17 protein-coding genes are annotated in these 18,993 nt (G+C 48.9%); 12 read left to right on the forward strand and 5 right to left on the reverse strand.

The annotated features are described in order from the left end of the window. Window positions 1-9: 9 nt before the first annotated feature. Both HPC38_RS01170 and HPC38_RS01175 read right to left on the reverse strand, forming a co-directional pair. A complete protein-coding gene (locus HPC38_RS01170) occupies window positions 10-318 on the reverse strand; it encodes a DUF4298 domain-containing protein (RefSeq protein ID WP_208119444.1) in 309 nt (102 codons plus the stop codon). Continuing rightward, on the reverse strand, window positions 318-2,870 hold the full coding sequence (locus tag HPC38_RS01175; protein ID WP_208119445.1) for a penicillin-binding protein 1A: 2,553 nt from the start codon (window positions 2,868-2,870) through the stop codon (window positions 318-320). Before HPC38_RS01175 ends, HPC38_RS01170 begins: the two co-directional genes overlap by 1 nt. 120 nt (window positions 2,871-2,990) lie before the next feature. Between HPC38_RS01175 and HPC38_RS01180 the strand changes: the two genes are divergently transcribed. The 8 genes from HPC38_RS01180 to HPC38_RS01215 all read left to right on the forward strand — a co-directional run bounded on the left by HPC38_RS01180 (window position 2,991) and on the right by HPC38_RS01215 (window position 9,174). Continuing rightward, complete coding sequence (locus tag HPC38_RS01180) at window positions 2,991-3,794, forward strand: type IV pilus biogenesis protein PilM (protein ID WP_208119446.1); 804 nt, start codon at window positions 2,991-2,993, stop codon at window positions 3,792-3,794. Then, the gene (locus HPC38_RS01185; RefSeq protein WP_208119447.1) at window positions 3,787-4,320 is read left to right on the forward strand and encodes a hypothetical protein; all 534 of its coding nucleotides are present in this window, start codon (window positions 3,787-3,789) and stop codon (window positions 4,318-4,320) included. Before HPC38_RS01180 ends, HPC38_RS01185 begins: the two co-directional genes overlap by 8 nt. After that, on the forward strand, window positions 4,313-4,846 hold the full coding sequence (locus tag HPC38_RS01190; protein WP_208119448.1) for a hypothetical protein: 534 nt from the start codon (window positions 4,313-4,315) through the stop codon (window positions 4,844-4,846). Before HPC38_RS01185 ends, HPC38_RS01190 begins: the two co-directional genes overlap by 8 nt. After that, the gene (locus HPC38_RS01195; protein WP_208119449.1) at window positions 4,843-5,190 is read left to right on the forward strand and encodes a hypothetical protein; all 348 of its coding nucleotides are present in this window, start codon (window positions 4,843-4,845) and stop codon (window positions 5,188-5,190) included. Before HPC38_RS01190 ends, HPC38_RS01195 begins: the two co-directional genes overlap by 4 nt. Window positions 5,191-5,201: 11 nt before the next feature. After that, window positions 5,202-6,503 (forward strand): type IV pilus secretin PilQ, encoded by a 1,302-nt coding sequence (locus HPC38_RS01200; RefSeq protein ID WP_235977549.1) that lies wholly within the window; start codon window positions 5,202-5,204, stop codon window positions 6,501-6,503. 189 nt (window positions 6,504-6,692) lie between these two features. Then, the gene (aroK, locus tag HPC38_RS01205) at window positions 6,693-7,226 is read left to right on the forward strand and encodes a shikimate kinase AroK (protein WP_208119450.1); all 534 of its coding nucleotides are present in this window, start codon (window positions 6,693-6,695) and stop codon (window positions 7,224-7,226) included. An 8-nt stretch (window positions 7,227-7,234) separates the two neighbouring features. Next, window positions 7,235-8,326, forward strand: a complete 1,092-nt coding sequence (gene aroB / locus HPC38_RS01210; RefSeq protein ID WP_208119451.1) for a 3-dehydroquinate synthase — start codon at window positions 7,235-7,237, stop codon at window positions 8,324-8,326. 2 nt (window positions 8,327-8,328) lie between these two features. Beyond that, complete coding sequence (locus HPC38_RS01215) at window positions 8,329-9,174, forward strand: Dam family site-specific DNA-(adenine-N6)-methyltransferase (RefSeq protein WP_235977550.1); 846 nt, start codon at window positions 8,329-8,331, stop codon at window positions 9,172-9,174. Here the strand turns inward: HPC38_RS01215 and HPC38_RS01220 are convergent. Then, on the reverse strand, window positions 9,161-9,478 hold the full coding sequence (locus HPC38_RS01220) for a DciA family protein (protein WP_208119453.1): 318 nt from the start codon (window positions 9,476-9,478) through the stop codon (window positions 9,161-9,163). The genes HPC38_RS01215 and HPC38_RS01220 overlap by 14 nt on opposite strands. A 94-nt stretch (window positions 9,479-9,572) precedes the next feature. Between HPC38_RS01220 and HPC38_RS01225 the strand changes: the two genes are divergently transcribed. Genes HPC38_RS01225 through mutT form a run of 3 tightly spaced genes read left to right on the forward strand, consistent with a single transcriptional unit; the run spans window position 9,573 to window position 13,086 of the window. After that, window positions 9,573-9,869 (forward strand): secA translation regulator SecM, encoded by a 297-nt coding sequence (locus HPC38_RS01225; protein WP_208119454.1) that lies wholly within the window; start codon window positions 9,573-9,575, stop codon window positions 9,867-9,869. Between the two features lie 60 nt (window positions 9,870-9,929). Next, entirely contained in the window at window positions 9,930-12,629 is a 2,700-nt protein-coding gene (gene secA / locus HPC38_RS01230; RefSeq protein WP_208119455.1) for a preprotein translocase subunit SecA, read from the forward strand. Between the two features lie 55 nt (window positions 12,630-12,684). Then, a complete protein-coding gene (gene mutT / locus HPC38_RS01235) occupies window positions 12,685-13,086 on the forward strand; it encodes an 8-oxo-dGTP diphosphatase MutT (protein WP_208119476.1) in 402 nt (133 codons plus the stop codon). Between the two features lie 7 nt (window positions 13,087-13,093). On the opposite strand, the gene HPC38_RS01240 is transcribed toward mutT, so the two are convergent. Both HPC38_RS01240 and mltF read right to left on the reverse strand, forming a co-directional pair. After that, entirely contained in the window at window positions 13,094-13,243 is a 150-nt protein-coding gene (locus HPC38_RS01240; RefSeq protein WP_208119456.1) for a hypothetical protein, read from the reverse strand. A gap of 49 nt (window positions 13,244-13,292) precedes the next feature. Then, window positions 13,293-14,792, reverse strand: coding sequence for a membrane-bound lytic murein transglycosylase MltF (gene mltF, locus HPC38_RS01245; RefSeq protein ID WP_208119457.1), 1,500 nt, complete (start codon window positions 14,790-14,792; stop codon window positions 13,293-13,295). A 173-nt stretch (window positions 14,793-14,965) separates the two neighbouring features. Between mltF and purL the strand changes: the two genes are divergently transcribed. Next, the gene (purL, locus tag HPC38_RS01250) at window positions 14,966-18,856 is read left to right on the forward strand and encodes a phosphoribosylformylglycinamidine synthase (RefSeq protein WP_208119458.1); all 3,891 of its coding nucleotides are present in this window, start codon (window positions 14,966-14,968) and stop codon (window positions 18,854-18,856) included. Window positions 18,857-18,993 lie beyond the last annotated feature (137 nt).

Genomic DNA, 18,993 nt, shown 5'->3' on the forward strand with positions numbered 1-18,993 from the left:
ACTTTTGTTTTATAAGGACTTGGCCAAACGCTTAAGCCATGCAATTTTCAGCTGATAGAATTGCGTGCTCACATTCCAAATGCTATCTTCCCCACTACAGGCAAAATAGCGCTGCTCACTTTCAAGGCGCTCTGTATCTTCAAGCCAATCGCCATCAAAATAAAATGTTTCTAACGCCTTAATGTTGCGCTCAGCTGCCTTCCACTGCTTTTCAAAAGCGTGCAACATCTTTAAATCACGCTCAGCTTGCGCCAAGCGCTCATCCATATGTGCAAATTCGCTACACAGCTCCTCAAGTGATTTTTTGGGTTTTGCCATCAGAATAATTCCTCAGCTTTTGGTCCTGAACCATCACCACGGTCAATCATGATTTTGTAACCTCGCTCTTTAATATGTCGGCGCACAGGCTCAGTGCCTTTGATAAAGTATTCTTTAAATCCTCCACCCAGCAAGCCACTAGCTTTATCAATACGTTTTTCGATAATATTTTCTGGCATCTCGTCTTGACGTTGTGGGACATCTTTAAGCACAGCTTGCATATAACTTTGCCACGCAGGCATCGCTGTCACTGCACCGGCTTCACCACGGCCTAAATCAAATTTATTATCGTCAAAGCCGACATACACCGCTGTGGCCAAATCGGCACCAAAGCCTGCATACCACGCCACTTTGTTGCTGTTGGTTGTCCCTGTCTTGCCGCCAAGGTCATCGCGCTTAAAGCTGGCTCCCATGCGCCAGCCTGTGCCTTTCCAACTGCTTCCTTTTTCGCCATAAACAGCCGTATGCAATGCGCTACGCATTAAAAATGCCAACTCACCTGAAATAACACGCGGTGCCATTTCTCGTTTTTCGGCGTCCGCTAACAACGTCGGTGCTTGCGCGTCATCTAACTGTTTATTTTCAATTTGTAATTCAGGAATATCAGGCACGCTTTCTGGCTGCTGATCAGGGTCGCCATCCGTTTGCGCACCTGTGCTGACCGCACTTTGATCTTTTTCTTCCGCAGAGTCCAAAAACGCCAGTTTTTCCTGCTCGCCATAAATCACGGGAATATCATTACAGGTAAAACAAGCCTCTTTCGGATTGGCTCGATAAATGGCGTTGCCTTCATTGTCTTCAATTTTGGCGATCAAATATGGGTCAATCAAAAAACCGCCATTATCAAATACTGCATAAGCACGCGCCATTTCCAGCGGGGTGAATGACGCCGCCCCAAGTGCAAGCGCCAAGGTGGCTTGATATTGATCTCGTTTGAAACCAAAGCGTGGGAGGAAATCTGCCACATAATCAATGCCCACCATTTGGGTGGCGCGCACCATCATCACGTTTTTCGACTGCCCTAACCCTTGACGTAGGCGTAACTGCCCGTCATAACGGTTGGGTGAGTTTTTAGGTGACCACGGTTTTTGCCCTTTTGTGTAAACCGTAATTGGGCTATCGTTTAAAATGGTCGCCAGTGTTAAGCCCTTATCAAGCGCTGCGGCATAAATAAAAGGCTTAATGGAAGAGCCGACTTGCACCATAGATTGAGTGGCACGATTAAATTTACTCTGCCCATAGCTAAAGCCCCCCACAATGGCCACAATGGCCCCATCATGACTGTTAAGAGAAACCAGCGCGGAGTTCGCATTTGGAATTTGTGCCAGCATCCACTCTTGTTTATTATTTTGGCGAATCCAAATTTGCTCCCCTGACCGCACTTTACTATTTTTACTGCTAGCACCAGCCCACTTCATACCCGAAAGTGGCAAATCAAGCGTACTGCCGTCGGCAAGTAATAAATGCGCCCCATTTGCATTGGTTGACAGCACCGCAGCTGGAATCAACGGCTGGCTGTCAGGCAACTTGCGTAAAAATCCTGTGATACGCGCCTCATCCCACGGCGTTTCATCGCTTTTCCATAGTGGCGCACCGCCACGATAGCCATGACGCATATCATACTGAATAAGATTATTACGCAGTGCCGTTTGAGCATCACGCTGATCATCGGAATGGATTGTGGTGTAAACTTTATACCCTTTGGTATAGGCATTTTCTTCGCCGTAGCGTTTCACCATTTCTTGGCGCACCATTTCCACCACATAGTCCGCTTGAAAGTCCAGCTGGCTGCCGTGATAACTGGCGGTAAGAGGCTCCTCTTTAGCGGCTGTGTATTCATCTTTGTTGATATAGCCTTCATTCAGCATACGCCCAAGCACCACATTGCGCCGTTCGGTAGCACGTTTTAACGAATAAAGCGGATTCATCGTTGACGGCGCTTTTGGCAGACCTGCAATCATCGCCATTTCACCTAGGCTCAACTCTTGCAAACTTTTACCAAAATACGTTTTCGCCGCCGCCGCCACGCCATAAGAGCGGTAACCGAGATAAATTTTGTTGAGATATAAGTTTAATATCTCGTTTTTACTGAGATTTTTTTCAATTTCGATCGCCAAGACCGCTTCTTTGATCTTACGTAACAGTGTTTTTTCTGGTGAGAGATAAAAATTGCGCGCTAACTGCTGGGTGATCGTGCTCGCACCTTGTGAAGCGCCGCCATTCGTCAGCGCCACCCACACAGCTCGCGCGATCCCAACAGGGTCAAGCCCGTAGTGCTCATAAAAACGGCTATCTTCTGTCGCTAGCACCGCATGGATCAGCTGAGGAGGGATATTATCTAGCGCAACGGGAATCCGCCGCTGCTCACCGATTTCGCCAATTAATTTATCATCGGCGGTGTACACCTGCATAGGTTGCTGTAATTCAACGGATTTGAGCGTTTTGACATCAGGCAGCTCAGATTTGATGTGATAATACATAATCCCCACCGCCACACAGCCCACAATGATGAGCGTCAGCAGTGAACTTAATATAATTTTTACGATCTTCATCGAAAATATCTCTCTTGCCAATCGTGATCTTGTTTCAAGTGCGTTATAACGTTGGGTGTACGCACATATTATGTAAATTTAACTCGTAACCATACTATGATACCGCAGGATTGGCAAACTATGGAAAAATTTATCGCATTTTTTGCAAAAGCCCGCCGCCCTAAGCCAACAGTAGGCTTGGCAATACAAGGCGAGCAGCTTATGCTGTGTGTGATCGACGCAAGCAAGCAGGCGCATTTTGCCGAAATCCCCATGTCAGCAACTCTCACAAACTGGCGTTTAGACGCCATGCCCTGCGCGCTCAAACACTGTCAGCTCGTCGCCAGCCTGGCCTTGCGCAATGTGTGGTATAAAGCCATCATTACCCCACACAGTTCACACGCCACCTGTTATCAACAAGTGTTGCAGGTGTTGCACGAAAGCCTGCCGATGCCTGCCACGTCGCTGTATTTTGATTTCCATACCCATGCACTGCAACACGTTGGCACCCGACGCCAGCTTGATTGTGTGGAAATCATCGCCTGCCAACGCGAACATTTGCACCACCTAAAAAAGAGCTTGGCGCCCCTCAAGCTCGCGGTGGTGGATTCTCACGCCCATGCGCTGCATCGTGCCTTTGCTTTTTGCGCCCCCACCGCCCCGAATCATGCTCTGTTTGTGTATCTTGCACGGGATTTTTGCTGTTTGATTTATCACGATGCCCTGCCGTTAAAGCATCTTTATCACAGCAATCCAGCTGGTGCTATCAATGCTTGGCAAAGCCGCTTTGCTGACTTGAGCATTACACATATTGTGATCTACAACCCCGATGAACTGACACTGGAATTACCGTGGGACGTACCTCAAAGTACACTTTGCGCGAAACGCTACCCACACTTAGAGGCACTCGGCTGTGCATTATGGCAAGGAGAATCCCATGCTTAACCTGATGCCTTGGCGTGAGCAACAGCTTAAACGCCGTACACTCATGTTGACCGCACTTTATCTAACAAGTCTTGCGCTTGCCGCACTTGTGGCACTCTGGCTTAACACGCAGCAGACCGCCGCGCTCAACAAACTCAACGACACGCAACAGGCGATCACAAGCCTGCGCGTTCAAAATCAAAACGCGCAACAGCAACTGAATTTGCTGCAAAAAAGCCAACAAAATACACAACAAATGCCACTTATAGCAGACAAAGTGCGGTTTGTTGACTTTATGCAATGGCTAAGTGCACTCACGCTACAACACGGACAACTCACCTTGGCAGAGCTGGACGCCAGCCGTCTCGATCAACAGCTGCTCTTAGAAGGTGAGCAGCTTAGCGAGCAAGAATTTGAGCAATTGCAAACGTTTCTCGCCAGCCACTGGCTGGACAACGATAGCGCTCAGCACAGCAAGCTCACCCATTTTGTTGCCGACCATGATGGGATCAACTTTCGCCTTGTCAGCGGGGTGATGGATGAATAACACCCAGCCTTACGGCAAACTATGGCAATGGGCGCACTTGCCCCCACGCTGGCATACGCTGCTTGTGTTGCTGCTCAGTGCGCTGGTGCTCGGGCAAAGCGTAATGCGTTATCAGCAAAGTGCGGTTCGCCTTGCAACACAACAGCGCGAATTAGATGAACAGCGGCAAACATTGGCAAAAAAACGTCAATTACTCACCGCACTTGAGCAAAAGCAGCGCAAGAATGCCGATCATCTCAAGCAACAAATGGCTAGCGTGGTGCCTGAGATTAATCGCCAACTGTTAGCCTACGTTGCGCAGTTTCCGCAAATTAAAATGTACACGCCGCAGTGGCAATTTGATCAACAAACCACGCTTGCCTTGCAGTTTTCAGGCCCTTATTTAAGCCTAGATGACATGCTCAGCACACTGTTTGAACGCTTTACACAGCTCACCCCGCTGCGTTTAAGTTTGCAAGCTCAAGCCCAGCAAAGTGCGGTACACGCCCGCGTAGAATTTTTTATCACAAACAAGGAGAGCCAATGACGCGCATCACTGTATTCGCCCTGACCGCACTTTTGCCTTTGGCAAGTCTCGCGGCAAACGATCCTTTTCATCACCAAATGCCTACCACGACAACGCCCGTGAGCGCAAGCGCTCCGTGTGGGCAAACGGAGCTGATAATGGACAGCCCCATCGAGCAATACAAGCCCGTTGGACTGATTATCCACAACGATAAGCCACACATTTTACTCAAACTCGGGCAAGAGGTGTTACTGGCCGAACCTGGGCAGATCATCGGCAACACATGGCAAATTGACAAGGTGGAACAACAGCGCATTACTCTGCGCCATTGTGGTGATAAAAGTGAAAAAATTTGGCATCTGTGAGGGCAATTAAGATGATACGTAATGGGATTGTGATATTAACTTTAATGAGCTTCAGTGCGGTGGCTGCGCCCATTTCATTATGGCTGAAACAAGCGCCATTAGCCGATACATTACAGTTTTTGGCATTGTTAGAAGATAAAAATATGATTATCAACGACGACGTGGAAGGCAACGTGAGCCTGCGCTTACATAATGTTAATTTCACACAGGCTATCAACAGCTTAGCCAAAACACACAAACTGGATATTAGCCACGAAGGCGACACCTATTTTGTCGCCAACGCGCTCACCACGAAGCCGAAAAGCCTGATCCCACTGGCTGAGCCTGCCACCGTGCGCACACAGCGGGTGAAGTTGCGCTATGCCAAAGTGGGCGAGCTTATTGAGGTGCTCAACCCGAAAACGGGCAGCCTGCTTTCCCCTGATGGGCGCATCAGTGGCGATCAGCGCAGCAACAGCCTGATTTTGCAAGACACGCCCGCGCAGCTCAAACATTTGGTGAAATTAGTGCAAGAGCTAGATCAACCCAGCCAACAAGTGTTAATTGAGGCGCGCATTGTCACCATCAGTGACGAAAGCATGCGTGAATTAGGCGTGCGTTGGGGGCTATTTCAACCGAGTGAAACAGCAAGTGCGGTCACAGGCCGACTTGGTGGCAACGGCTTTAACAACCTCGACAACCAGCTTAACGTCAATTTTGGCAACAGCTTTGCCACCGCGGCAGGCGTAACATTACAGGTTGCAAAGATCGATTCTCGCTTGCTGGATTTAGAGCTGACCGCACTTGAGCGTGAAAACAATGTCAACATCATTGCCAGCCCACGGCTTATCACCACCAATAAACAGGCGGCCAGCATCAAACAAGGCACCGAGATCCCTTATGTGATCAATGCCAAAGACACGCAAAATGTGGAGTTTCGTGAAGCTGTGCTTGGGCTTGAGGTGACACCACAAATTTCGCACGATAACCAAATTTTGCTGGATTTAACGGTCAGCCAAAATGCGCCTGGCAAAAATATCGCCTACGGCGAAAATCAGCTCACCACTATTGATAAGCAAGAAATTCAAACCCAAGTGGCCACACAAAATGGCGAAACCATTGTGCTAGGTGGCGTATTTCACGACACCATCAGCGATCATCAAGACAAGGTGCCACTGCTGGGTGATGTGCCTGGCATCAAGCATTTATTCGCGCGAGAAAACAAACGCCACAGCAAACGCGAACTGGTGATTTTTGTGACACCGCACTTAGTCAAAAACGCTCCCAAAGCCACACCACCCAAAGCGAAAAAGGCCTTTCACTACGGTTTTTAACAAAAAATCGTTTCAGTGGTTGAAAAAAGGGGTGATTTATTGCGATAATTAACCCCTTAATTATTTGTTAAAGTGTTAGGGGTTATTTTCTTTCCTATTATTCTCTATGTAGCTCTCCCCTTACCTTTAACTTGCCTGTGGTCGCGTCCAGCGGCTTTCTAATCACTAACGAATAAGAACACAATAACAATGGCAGAAAAAAGAAATATTTTCTTAATTGGCCCAATGGGCGCTGGAAAAAGTACAATCGGTCGCCAACTTGCACAAAACTTAGGTATGGATTTTGTTGACTCTGATGATGAAATTGAACAACGTGCAGGAGCTGACATCGGTTGGATTTTTGATGTTGAAGGAGAAGAAGGCTTTCGCAAACGTGAAAGTCGCATTATTGATGAACTCACCCAACGCCAAGGCATTGTGCTATCAACGGGTGGTGGCGCAATTATCAAGAAAGAGACTCGCAATCACCTCTCTGCACGCGGCATTGTCGTTTATCTTGAAACCACGGTTGACAAACAATACGAGCGCACCCTGCGCGACAAAAAACGCCCTCTGCTGCAAGACGTCGATGATCCGCGCCAAGTGCTGGAAGATTTAGCCAAAGTGCGCAACCCGCTCTATGCAGAAATTGCAGACATTACTCTCAGTACTGACGAGCAAAATGCACGCACTATGGTCAGCCAATTGATAGATTTAATTGACGATTTTACCTCAATCAACTAGGACAAACTATGACATCGGTGAACGTTGAACTCAATGATCGCAGTTATGCGATTGCCATCGGCGAGCATTTATTGCGATCCCCAGCAGCCTTTGCCCCCTTAGCGCGTGGTGATAAAGTGATGATTGTCACTAACCCAACGGTAGCAGGCTTTTATCTTGACACCGTCACTCGCACGCTCACATCACTTGGCTGCGAGGTGTCTAACGTTCAACTGCCCGATGGCGAAAAATTCAAAACCCTTGATTCCCTCAATCTGATCTTCACCGCACTTTTAGAACAAAAACACGCGCGTGATACAACCGTGTTAGCGCTCGGTGGTGGCGTGATTGGGGATGTGGCAGGTTTTGCTGCGGCGAGCTTTCAACGTGGCGTGCGCCTGATTCAAGTGCCCACCACACTGCTCTCACAAGTGGATTCGTCCGTGGGCGGCAAAACTGCCGTGAACCATCCGCTTGGCAAAAATATGATCGGCGCGTTTTATCAGCCGGCGAAAGTGGTGATCGACACCACCACGTTGAGCACATTGCCGATGCGTGAAGTGTGCGCGGGCTTAGCCGAGGTGATCAAATACGGTGCGATTTTAGATTATGCTTTCTTCTGTTGGCTTGAACAAAATATCGACAAATTACTCGCCCTTGAACCTGCTACGCTGGCCTATTGTATTCAACGCTGTTGTGAGCTAAAAGCGATGGTGGTGGCCAACGATGAGAAAGAACACGGGCAACGCGCCTTGCTCAATCTTGGTCACACCTTTGGGCACGCCATCGAAACGCATCTTGGCTATGGCAATTGGCTACACGGTGAAGCGGTGGCGGCGGGCATGATGATGGCAACCGCACTTTCGCACCGCTTAGGCAACATCTGCCAAAATGATGTCTCTCGCCTTGAGCGCCTACTTGCCCGTGCAAATTTACCCACTGTCTCACCCGATGGCATGACGGCAGACGACTACTTACCATTAATGATGCGTGATAAAAAAGTCCTGAAAGGGCAACTGCGCTTAGTGCTGCTCAAACAGCTTGGGCAGGCCTACGTCAGCGCGCTAAACGACATTGACAGCGTGAAAGCAGCTATCAATGATTGTAGTCAATTTGACTGATGATGACGCACACCAACCGCCCTGCCAGCAAGCACCGCCCATTTTTAAAATGGGCGGGCGGCAAGTTTCGTTTAATTCCAGAAATCAACAAACTATTGCCGAAAGGCAAAACTTGTCTGATTGAACCTTTTGTGGGCGCAGGCTCGGTGTTTCTCAACACGCAATTTGAACGTTATATTCTTTGCGATCTCAACCCTGATTTAATCGCATTATTTCAAATTATCCAGCACGATGTGGATCATTTTATCCGTGAAAGTCGCAGTTTATTCGATCGCGACGATGCCAACAGCGCCCATGTGTATTACCAACAACGCAGCGCCTTTAATCAATCTCACGATCCCTTTGAACGCGCCTTAATATTTCTTTATCTCAATCGCTTTGGTTACAACGGATTGTGTCGCTACAACAGCAAGCAACAGTTCAACGTGCCTTTCGGTGCTTACGTTAAGCCTTACTTCCCCGAAGAAGAGATTCGTTACTTTCACCACAAAGCACAAAAAGCCACTTTTTTATGTGGCAGTTTTGAGCAGAGCTTCACCCACGCCAATCAAAGTGCGGTGATCTATTGCGACCCACCCTACGCACCGCTGGCACAGTTGTCAAACTTCACCCATTATGCTGGCAACACCTTTGGGCTAGAACAGCAACACACACTTGCACAATTAGCACGCCAAAGTGCGGTTGAAAAACACTGCCCAGTGCTGATTTCCAACCACGACACGCCATACACACGCAAACTCTACAAAGGCGCAAAAATCAAAAAAATCATGGTGCAACGTCACATCAGCCAAAGCAGCACGCAGCGCACTAAAGTGGGTGAATTATTAGCCTTATTTAAGGCTGACTAATCTTGGCATTCATGGCAGGGTTGAGCTGAAATTCAATGCGCTCAATCTCTAAATAGCGCTGGGCTAGGGCTAAAATGTGCTCTTGCTGAAACAACAACGCTTGGCGCACCACCGCACTTTGCACCTCACAACACAGCACCCCCTCGCGAAACTGAATAACCCGAAAAAATCCTTGCCATTGGGCGGGCAAGCTGCGTTGCAGTTCTGCATTAATGGCGTTAATGGCGCTGGCATGCTGCGCAATTTTGCCCAACGTGCTGTGCGCTAAAATCGTGGTGATATTTTTGGTGTGATCACGTTTCATTGCTTGTTTTTCGTAAAATTGACGCCATATCTATGACAAGGCTGGGTGTTTGCTTTATAATACCCGAAATTAAACTTTGACGTGTAAGGCGTATATGTACCGTTGTAACACAAAACCGCACTTTTGGTCGCAATTATGGCTAGGCATTATTGCGATCTTTTCTGTGTCTGTCAACGCTCAGCCAACGCCTGCCACTCAATACCGTCAGGTTTATCACATCTCCCAACAGTGCGTGCATACCCGTGAGCAACATTTGGTGCACAAGATACAAACCCAGCGCACCTTGCCTGCTTTGCGTCAAACGCAGCCGCACTTGAGTTATGCCAGCCAACACTACTACGCACCCATCAATCTCAGTGCGCCTATTCGTGCCGGCCCCGCGTTTGCCTGATCTTCACACTCTCACTCAGGCCTTGCCTGCCCTTATTCATGAAAAAAGAAAGATATTATTATGTTAAGAACTATTGCAACCAAATTATTTGGCAGCCGTAATGACCGCGTGCTGCGCCGTTTAGGCAAAATTGTTAAACAAATCAACCAACTCGAAAGCGAATATGAAGCATTAAGCGACGAACAATTGCGCGCAAAAACTGATGAGTTTAAAGCACGTATTGAGCAAGGTGAAACGCTTGAAAAAATTATGCCAGAGGCTTTTGCCACCGTGCGAGAAGCCGCAAAACGCACCCTTGGCATGCGCCCATTTGATGTGCAATTGCTCGGCGGGATGATCTTAAATGATCGCTGCATCGCGGAAATGCGCACAGGGGAAGGGAAAACCCTGACTGCCACGTTGCCGTGCTATCTCAATGCGCTCACTGGGCGTGGCGTACATGTGGTGACGGTCAATGACTACCTCGCCCGCCGTGATGCCGAAACCAATCGCCCCCTGTTTGAATTTTTAGGCATGACCGTCGCGGTGAATGTGCCAGGGCTTTCAGGGGCGGAAAAGCGCGCCGCCTATGCCGCCGACATCACCTATGCCACCAACTCAGAATTGGGCTTTGATTACCTGCGTGATAATCTCGCCCACTCGGCGCAAGAGCGTTTCCAACGCCCGCTGTTTTATGCGTTAGTCGATGAAGTGGATTCCATTTTAATTGATGAAGCACGTACGCCGTTGATCATTTCAGGACAAGCTGAAGACAGCTCAGAGCTTTATATCGCCATTGATAAATTGATACCGCACTTAGTGTTCCAAGAAAAAGAAGACACTGAAGAATACACAGGTGATGGTGATTACACCTTAGATTTGAAAAACAAACAGGCCTTTTTGACTGAGCGCGGACAAGAAAAAATCGAACAACTATTGATGGAAGCAGGCTTAATGAATGAGGGCGATTCCCTTTATTCACCATCAAAAGTGACCTTACTGCACCACGTTTATGCTGCTTTGCGCGCACACACGCTGTTTGAGCGCAATGTGGATTATATTGTCAAAGACGGTGAGGTCATCATCGTGGACGAACACACAGGTCGCACCATGCAAGGCCGTCGCTGGTCCGAAGGCTTGCACCAAGCCATTGAGGCCAAAGAAGGTGTACAAATTCAAAATGAAAACCAAACCACCGCATCGATTACCTATCAAAACTACTTCCGTTTGTATGAAAAATTGGCAGGGATGACAGGAACGGCGGACACCGAAGCCTTTGAGTTTCAACAAATCTATGGTCTAGAAACCATCGTGGTGCCAACCAACAAGCCAATGATCCGCGACGACCGCACAGATTTGATGTACAAAAGCGAAGAAGAAAAATTCAACGCCATTGTTGAAGACATCAAAGAGGCTGTATCGCGCAATCAGCCTGTGCTGGTGGGTACGATTTCGATTGAAAAATCGGAGTTGTTATCAAGCATTTTAACCAAAGCAGGCATTAAACATAACGTGCTCAATGCCAAATTCCACGCCCAAGAGGCTGAAATTGTGGCGCAAGCAGGCGCGCCTGGCGCGGTAACCATTGCAACCAATATGGCAGGGCGCGGTACGGATATTGTGCTCGGCGGTAACTGGAAAGCGGAAATTGCCGCACTTGAAAATCCAACGCAGGAACAGATTGATAAAATCAAAGCTGACTGGGAAGAGAAAAACCGCATCGTGATGGAGGCAGGTGGCTTGCACATCATTGGCACAGAGCGCCACGAATCACGTCGTATCGACAATCAATTGCGTGGGCGTTCAGGCCGCCAAGGCGACCCTGGCTCTTCGCGTTTTTATCTTTCCCTTGATGATGCCTTAATGCGCATTTACCTCAATGAAGGCAAGCTCAATATGATGCGCAAGGCCTTTAGTGAACCTGGTGAAGCGATGGAATCAAAACTGCTCGCCAAAGTGATTGCCAGTGCACAAGCGAAAGTAGAATCACACAACTTTGACGGTCGTAAAAATCTGTTGCAATTTGACGATGTGGCTAACGATCAACGCCACGCCATTTATTCACAACGCAATGACTTGCTCGATCGTGATGATATTTCAGACACGATTAAGGTAATTCGCGAAGATGTGTTCAATCGTGTGATCGATCAATACATTCCGCCACAATCACTTGAAGAACTATGGGATGTTGAAGGACTTGAACAGCGACTGAAAACCGACTTTGGATTGGATTTACCACTGGTACAATGGTTAGAAGAAGACAACGAATTGCACGAAGAAACATTGCGTGAACGCATCATGAATGCGGCGATTGCGGACTACGAGCAAAAAGAAGCCTTAGTAGGGGCGCCAAATATGCGTCAGTTTGAAAAAGGCTTGATGTTGCAAACCCTTGATGAACTGTGGAAAGAACACTTAGCAGCCATGGATCACCTGCGCCGCGGCATTCACTTGCGCGGTTATGCTCAAAAAGATCCGAAGCAAGAATACAAGCGTGAGTCATTCCAAATGTTCACAGAAATGCTTGACGCCTTGAAATTTACTGTGATCTCAACGTTATCGAAAATTCAAGTGCGCACTCAAGAAGAAGTGGAGCAAGCTGAGCGTGAGCGCCGTGCATTGGCGGAAAAACAGGCTGCTGCCATGCAATATCATCAAAACGACAATGATGACGACAGTGAAAGTGCGGTTCAAGGTGAAGTACCTAAAGTGAGCCGCAACGCACCTTGTCCTTGTGGCTCTGGCAAAAAATATAAATATTGCCACGGGCGCTTGAAATAACCATTCAAAAGGCAGGCTTTCCTGCCTTTTCATTCATGGGGGAATAATGGCACAGATGCAAAATAAGCCTTTCGTTAAAGTGGCGGTGGGTATTATCCGCAATGAATTTAACCAAATCTACCTCACCCAACGTTTAGAGGGCAAAGATTTTGCGCAAAGTTGGGAATTTCCTGGTGGCAAAGTGGACGCGGGGGAAACGGAGGAGCAAGCACTTGCGCGTGAGCTAGAAGAAGAGATTGGTATTATGATTTTAAACTATTCTCTCTACGACCGCTTTGAGTTTGAATACCCCACTAAAATCATTGAGCTGAGTTTTTATCTTATTGAAGAATGGGTCAATCAACCTTTTGGGCGCGAAGGGCAAGAAGGTTTTTGGATCGAGCAACACGCCCTCGACGTAGGGCAATTCCCGCCCGCCAACAAACGGATTATTGAACGCCTATTACAAGAAAGCTGACCGCACTTTACTCATTTTCTGCCAGAAATTGTAACCAATGACGCTCTTCAATACGACTTTTGATGCGACGATTGTGGCGAATGCGCAATAATCGACGACGATTTTGCATCAAAGACAATGACGGTTTTTTCTTAAATACAGTGCGAGAACGTTTCATCCGTTAACCTCAAATTTTTTGCTCATATACCTATTGACATCAGCGCACGCTAATTTGCGCTCACCTCGCGTGCAGTGCCTTGTGCTGGGGTGGCCACTTCGGGCGCGACCGCACTTTTGGCGTCATCCAGCGCGCGCTCAGTCAAGGCTGGGGCATCATTGCCAATAGTTTTTTCCAACTCTTTAATACGGTAATGCTTGCGAATATTATTCATATAGCGACGAATATTTTCTACATACGCATACGCCTCGTAGCCACGCGCATAGCCGTATTTTAGCTTGTCATAATAACGTTTTTCTGCCAGCAATGGGAGATTTTTCTTCACATCTAGCCAGTTATCAGGATCGCCCCCAAGCTGTTTAGTCAAACGCCGTGCATCTAGCAAATGCCCAAGCCCCATATTATACGCCGCTAACGCATACCAGATTTTATCTTCTTTGTGGACAGTTTCAGGAATTTGACGCATTAACATATGCAAATACTCCGCTCCACCGCGAATACTTTGCTCTGGATCGGTGCGATTTTGCACTTTCATTCGCTCCGCTGTTTCTTTGGTCAACATCATAATGCCACGCACACCAGTTGGGCTGGTGGCGTTTTCATTCCAGTGTGATTCCTGATAAGCAATAGCTGCCAACGTATACCACGGCAGCTCACCGCTGTATTTTTTGAAAAGTGCGGTATATTTTGGCAACACATGCTCAATTGCGTCGAGATAGGTGCTCGCATCCACATAATCAAAGTGTTGCATATGATTAAAATACTTCTCTTCCAAGCGCGCCACCAGCCCCTGATCAAGAGCAAGATGCATAAAATCTAGCGAAGCCGCCTGTAACTCGCTGTAGCTATTTTTAGAGAAATACCAATGCACGGTGGATTCATCGCTGACATCAAATGCCACAGCCAAATTGGGCTTGATCTGCTGCGTTGATGCCACGTCAATCGAGCTGGCAATAGCATAGGGCACTTTGCCGTCGGCAACCATCACCAGCATTTCCTCCTGCGTGAGATTTTTATGCACTTGCCACTGCAATGTTGGGAAAGCTGCTTTCTGCGCTGTTAAAAGTGCGGTCAACTCTTGAGAATAGGGCATGAACACGGGAGATGAAATATCAGAAAATGATTTAGGCCTCTCCGCCCCTTGGCGATAAACCAGCTGCCACGAGGCGGAAGTATAACTCGGCCCCATTTGAAAATCCCCCATACGGCGTGGCTGAAAGCGCAGTCCTGCGGCAGCCATATCAATTTTGCCTTCTTTGAGCGCATCAAATAAGGCATTATTGTTATCCAAGCTCACCACTTTAAGCGCTACCCCTAAATAATCTGCGAAGGCTTTGCTCAGTTCGTATTCCAGCCCCTGTGGTACATCATTACCGATAAAATAATATACAGGATTATTAAGCGTGCCGACAACCAACTCGCCCTTTTCTTGAATGGTTTGGTAATGATTTTTTTCACTGAGCATAATCTTCTGCCACGGCGAAATCATATCAATCGCCCACAGCAACAGTCCCAGCGCAAAAATCACGCGCAACACTAATCCTTTCAATCTCCGCTCCTTTTATCTCAACCTTTGCATTCTAGCGCGGATCGCAGTGAAAACCAACTTTGATCGCTTAACTGCTGTGCGATACAAAAAGCGAAAATGCAAATTGCTGATTATGGATTACTCGCTTATAATATGCACAACTTCCCTCCCACAGCAACTGTATGGTACAAAAAATGATGCAAACATTTCGCGGCTCGCCCGCACTTTCTGATTTCCGCTTGCAACACTTGCACAACGCATTTCATACGCACAATTTACCTGTGCGTGAATGCTACGCCGAATACCTCCACTTTGTGGATCTGCAAAGCGCACTGGATACCCGTGAAGAAGCCCAGCTGACCGCACTTTTGCATTATGGGCCAACCCTAGCCGAACACACGCCAAAAGGCGAATGTGTGATTGTGATTCCCCGCATTGGTACCATCTCTTCATGGTCTTCTAAAGCCACCGATATTGCCCACAATTGTGGCTTGAGCAAAGTCAAACGCATTGAGCGCGGCTTGGCCTATTACCTCACGCTCAGCGCGCCATTAAACGAAAGCCAATGGGACACACTGCGCGGCTTGCTACACGATAGAATGTTAGAAACCACTATCACCACCCCAGAACAAGCCCACGCCCTTTTTGAACATCAAGCCCCGAAACCTTTCACCGTCATCGACATTCTCTCCCAAGGCAAAACCGCACTTGAACAAGCCAACCGTGATCTAGGTCTGGCGTTAGCCGATGATGAAATTGACTATCTGTTTGCGCAATTTAGTGAATTGAAGCGTAACCCAATTGATGTTGAGCTTTATATGTTTGCGCAGGCCAACTCTGAGCATTGCCGACACAAAATTTTTAATGCTACTTGGATTATTGACGGCACACCACAGGCAAAATCATTATTTAAAATGATTAAAAACACCTATGAAAAAACCCCTGACTATGTCCTCAGTGCCTACAAAGATAACGCCGCCGTCATGGAAGGCTCGACTGTGGGGCGATTTTTTGCAGATACAGATGGGCAATATCGCTACCACAACGAGCGCACCGATATTTTGATGAAAGTGGAAACCCACAACCATCCAACGGCCATTTCGCCATTCCCAGGGGCGGCGACAGGATCGGGCGGTGAAATCCGTGACGAGGGTGCCACAGGGCGAGGGTCAAAACCGAAAGCAGGCTTGGTGGGCTTTTCCGTGTCTAACTTGTGTATACCGCACTTTACCCAACCGTGGGAGCAGCCGCTGAGCAAGCCATCACGCATTGCCAGCGCTCTAGAGATTATGCTGCAAGGCCCGCTTGGTGGCGCGGCCTTTAATAACGAATTTGGTCGCCCTGCGCTGCTCGGCTATTTCCGCACCTATGAACAACGTGTTAACACCCACGGGGTTGAGGAAGTGCGTGGTTACCACAAACCAATTATGCTAGCGGGCGGCTTGGGCAACATTCGCACCGAGCATGTCGAAAAAGGTGATATTCCTGTTGGCGCGCAGCTGATTGTACTCGGTGGGCCTGCGATGAACATTGGGCTCGGCGGCGGTGCGGCCTCATCTATGGCCACAGGCAAATCGAAAGAAGATCTCGATTTCGCCTCCGTGCAACGGGACAATCCAGAAATGGAGCGCCGCTGCCAAGAGGTGATCGACCGCTGCTGGCAAATGGGCGATGACAACCCGATTTTATTTATCCACGATGTCGGCGCAGGCGGGCTTTCCAATGCGATGCCTGAACTGGTTAACGACGGCGGGCGCGGCGGCAACTTTGAGCTACGCAAGGTGCTCTCTGATGAGCCTGGCATGACACCGCTGGAGATTTGGTGTAACGAATCACAAGAGCGCTATGTGCTCGCCGTCGCCCCTGATCGCTTGAGCCAATTTAAAGCCTTGTGTGAACGTGAACGCGCGCCGTTCGCCGTGATTGGCGAGGCGATTGAGCAACCGCACTTGACCCTCAACGATGCGCACTTCAACAACAAGCCGATCGACATGCCGCTCAACGTTCTGCTCGGCAAGCCACCGAAAATGACCCGCGATGTGCAAACCGCACAAGCTCAAAGCGAGCCGCTCGCCTGTGAACACATCGATCTCAATGATGCCGTGGAGCGTGTGCTACGCTTGCCAGTGGTGGCGGAAAAAACCTTTCTGATCACCATCGGTGATCGCTCTGTCACAGGCATGGTTGCGCGTGATCAAATGGTAGGCCCATGGCAAATCCCAGTTGCGGATTGCGCCGTCACCACCGCCAGCCTCGACAGCTATTTTGGCGAAGCCATGTCCATCGGCGAACGCGCGCCGATTGCCCTGCTCGATTTTGCTGCCTCTGCTCGCATGGCAGTGGCGGAATCACTGACCAATATCGCAGGCAGTTGCATTGGTGATATTAAACACATCAAACTGTCTGCTAACTGGATGGCCGCCGCGGGGCATACTGGCGAAGACGCAGGGCTTTATGCCGCTGTGAAAGCCATCGGGGAAGAACTTTGCCCAGCCTTAGGCTTAACCATTCCAGTGGGGAAAGATTCCATGTCGATGCAAACCCGTTGGCAAGAAAACGGCGAGCAAAAACAAGTTACCGCGCCACTTTCTTTGGTCATCAGCGCTTTTGCGCGGGTGGAAGACGTGCGCAAAACCGTCACCCCACAACTGCGCACCGACCAAGGCGAGACCGCACTTTTACTGTTGGATCTCGGTGAAAAACACAATCGCCTCGGTGGTAGCGCATTGGCACAAGTTTATGCACAATTGGGCGACAAACCTGCCGACGTGGTCAACACCTCGCGCCTCAAAGGCTTCTACAACGCAATACAAGCTCTCGTATCACAAGGGCTATTGCTCGCCTACCACGATCGCGCCGACGGCGGCTTAATCACCACCTTACTCGAAATGGCTTTCGCAGGGCACTGCGGGCTTACGCTTGACATCAGCGGGCTTGGTGCGGAACCTTTAAGCATTTTATTCAATGAGGAACTGGGCGGCGTGATTCAAGTGCGCGAGCGCGATCTAGCGCGCGTGCAAGCTGTGCTAGCTGAGCACGATCTAACCGCACTTTGCCACCATTTGGGCGAGGTCAACGCCAAAGACGAGATCGCGATCCGCTTTAACGGCAAGCTTATCTTCCAACGCCAGCGCTCGCAACTGCGCGGCATTTGGGCAGAGCTAACATGGCATATGCAGCGCTTGCGTGACAACCCTGACTGCGCCGATCAAGAGTTTGCGGCGAAAAAAGCGCCTGACGATAAAGGTTTCAGCGCACACTTAAGCTATGATCCGAGTGAAGACCTCTGTGCCCCATTCATCGCCAAAGGCATTCGCCCACGTATTGCCGTACTGCGTGAACAAGGGGTCAACAGCCATGTGGAAATGGCTGCCGCCTTTGACCGTGCTGGCTTTGATGCCATCGACGTACACATGAGCGACTTAAGCACAGGACGACGCACACTGCACGATTTCCAAGCCTTTGTTGCCTGTGGCGGGTTCTCCTATGGCGACGTGCTCGGCGCCGGTGGCGGTTGGGCAAAATCAATTTTGTTCAACCCACAACTGCGCGAGCAATTCAGTCAATTTTTCACCCGCGACACCCTTGCGCTGGGTATTTGTAACGGCTGTCAAATGCTCTCTACTTTGGCAGAAATCATTCCAGGCACCACACACTGGGGGCGCTTTGTCACCAATAAATCTGAGCGTTTTGAAGCACGCACTGCGCTGGTGAAAATCGTGGAAAACCATTCCCCGTGGTTTGCGGGCATGGGCGGCTCACAAATGCCAATCGCCGTAGCGCACGGAGAGGGGCGTTTAGAGTTACAAGGTGAGGATCAATTGGCGCAATTGTGGGCGAATAATCTTATCTGCGCACAATTTGTGGACAATAACGGCAAGCCAACCGAGTGTTATCCTGCTAACCCGAACGGATCTGCCGATGGTATTACCGCACTTTGTAATCTTGACGGTCGCGTGGCGGTGATGATGCCACACCCTGAGCGAGTGTTCCGTACGGTGAGCAATTCGTGGCATCCTGAAAACTGGGGCGAAGACGGCGCGTGGATGCGGTTGTTCCGTAATGCGCGTGTGGCATTGAAGTAACTACGCTGCCGTTGTAAACAAAACCGCACTTTAAAGTGCGGTTTTTTATTGGAGCGATGCTTTTCTCCTACACAAACCTAAAACCCAAAGTGCGGTTTAAAAACGTGACAAAGATCAAAAATCATTAAAAAAGATCG

The organism is Spirabiliibacterium pneumoniae (assembly GCF_014884995.1).
Taxonomy (GTDB): Bacteria; Pseudomonadota; Gammaproteobacteria; order Enterobacterales; family Pasteurellaceae; genus Spirabiliibacterium; species Spirabiliibacterium pneumoniae.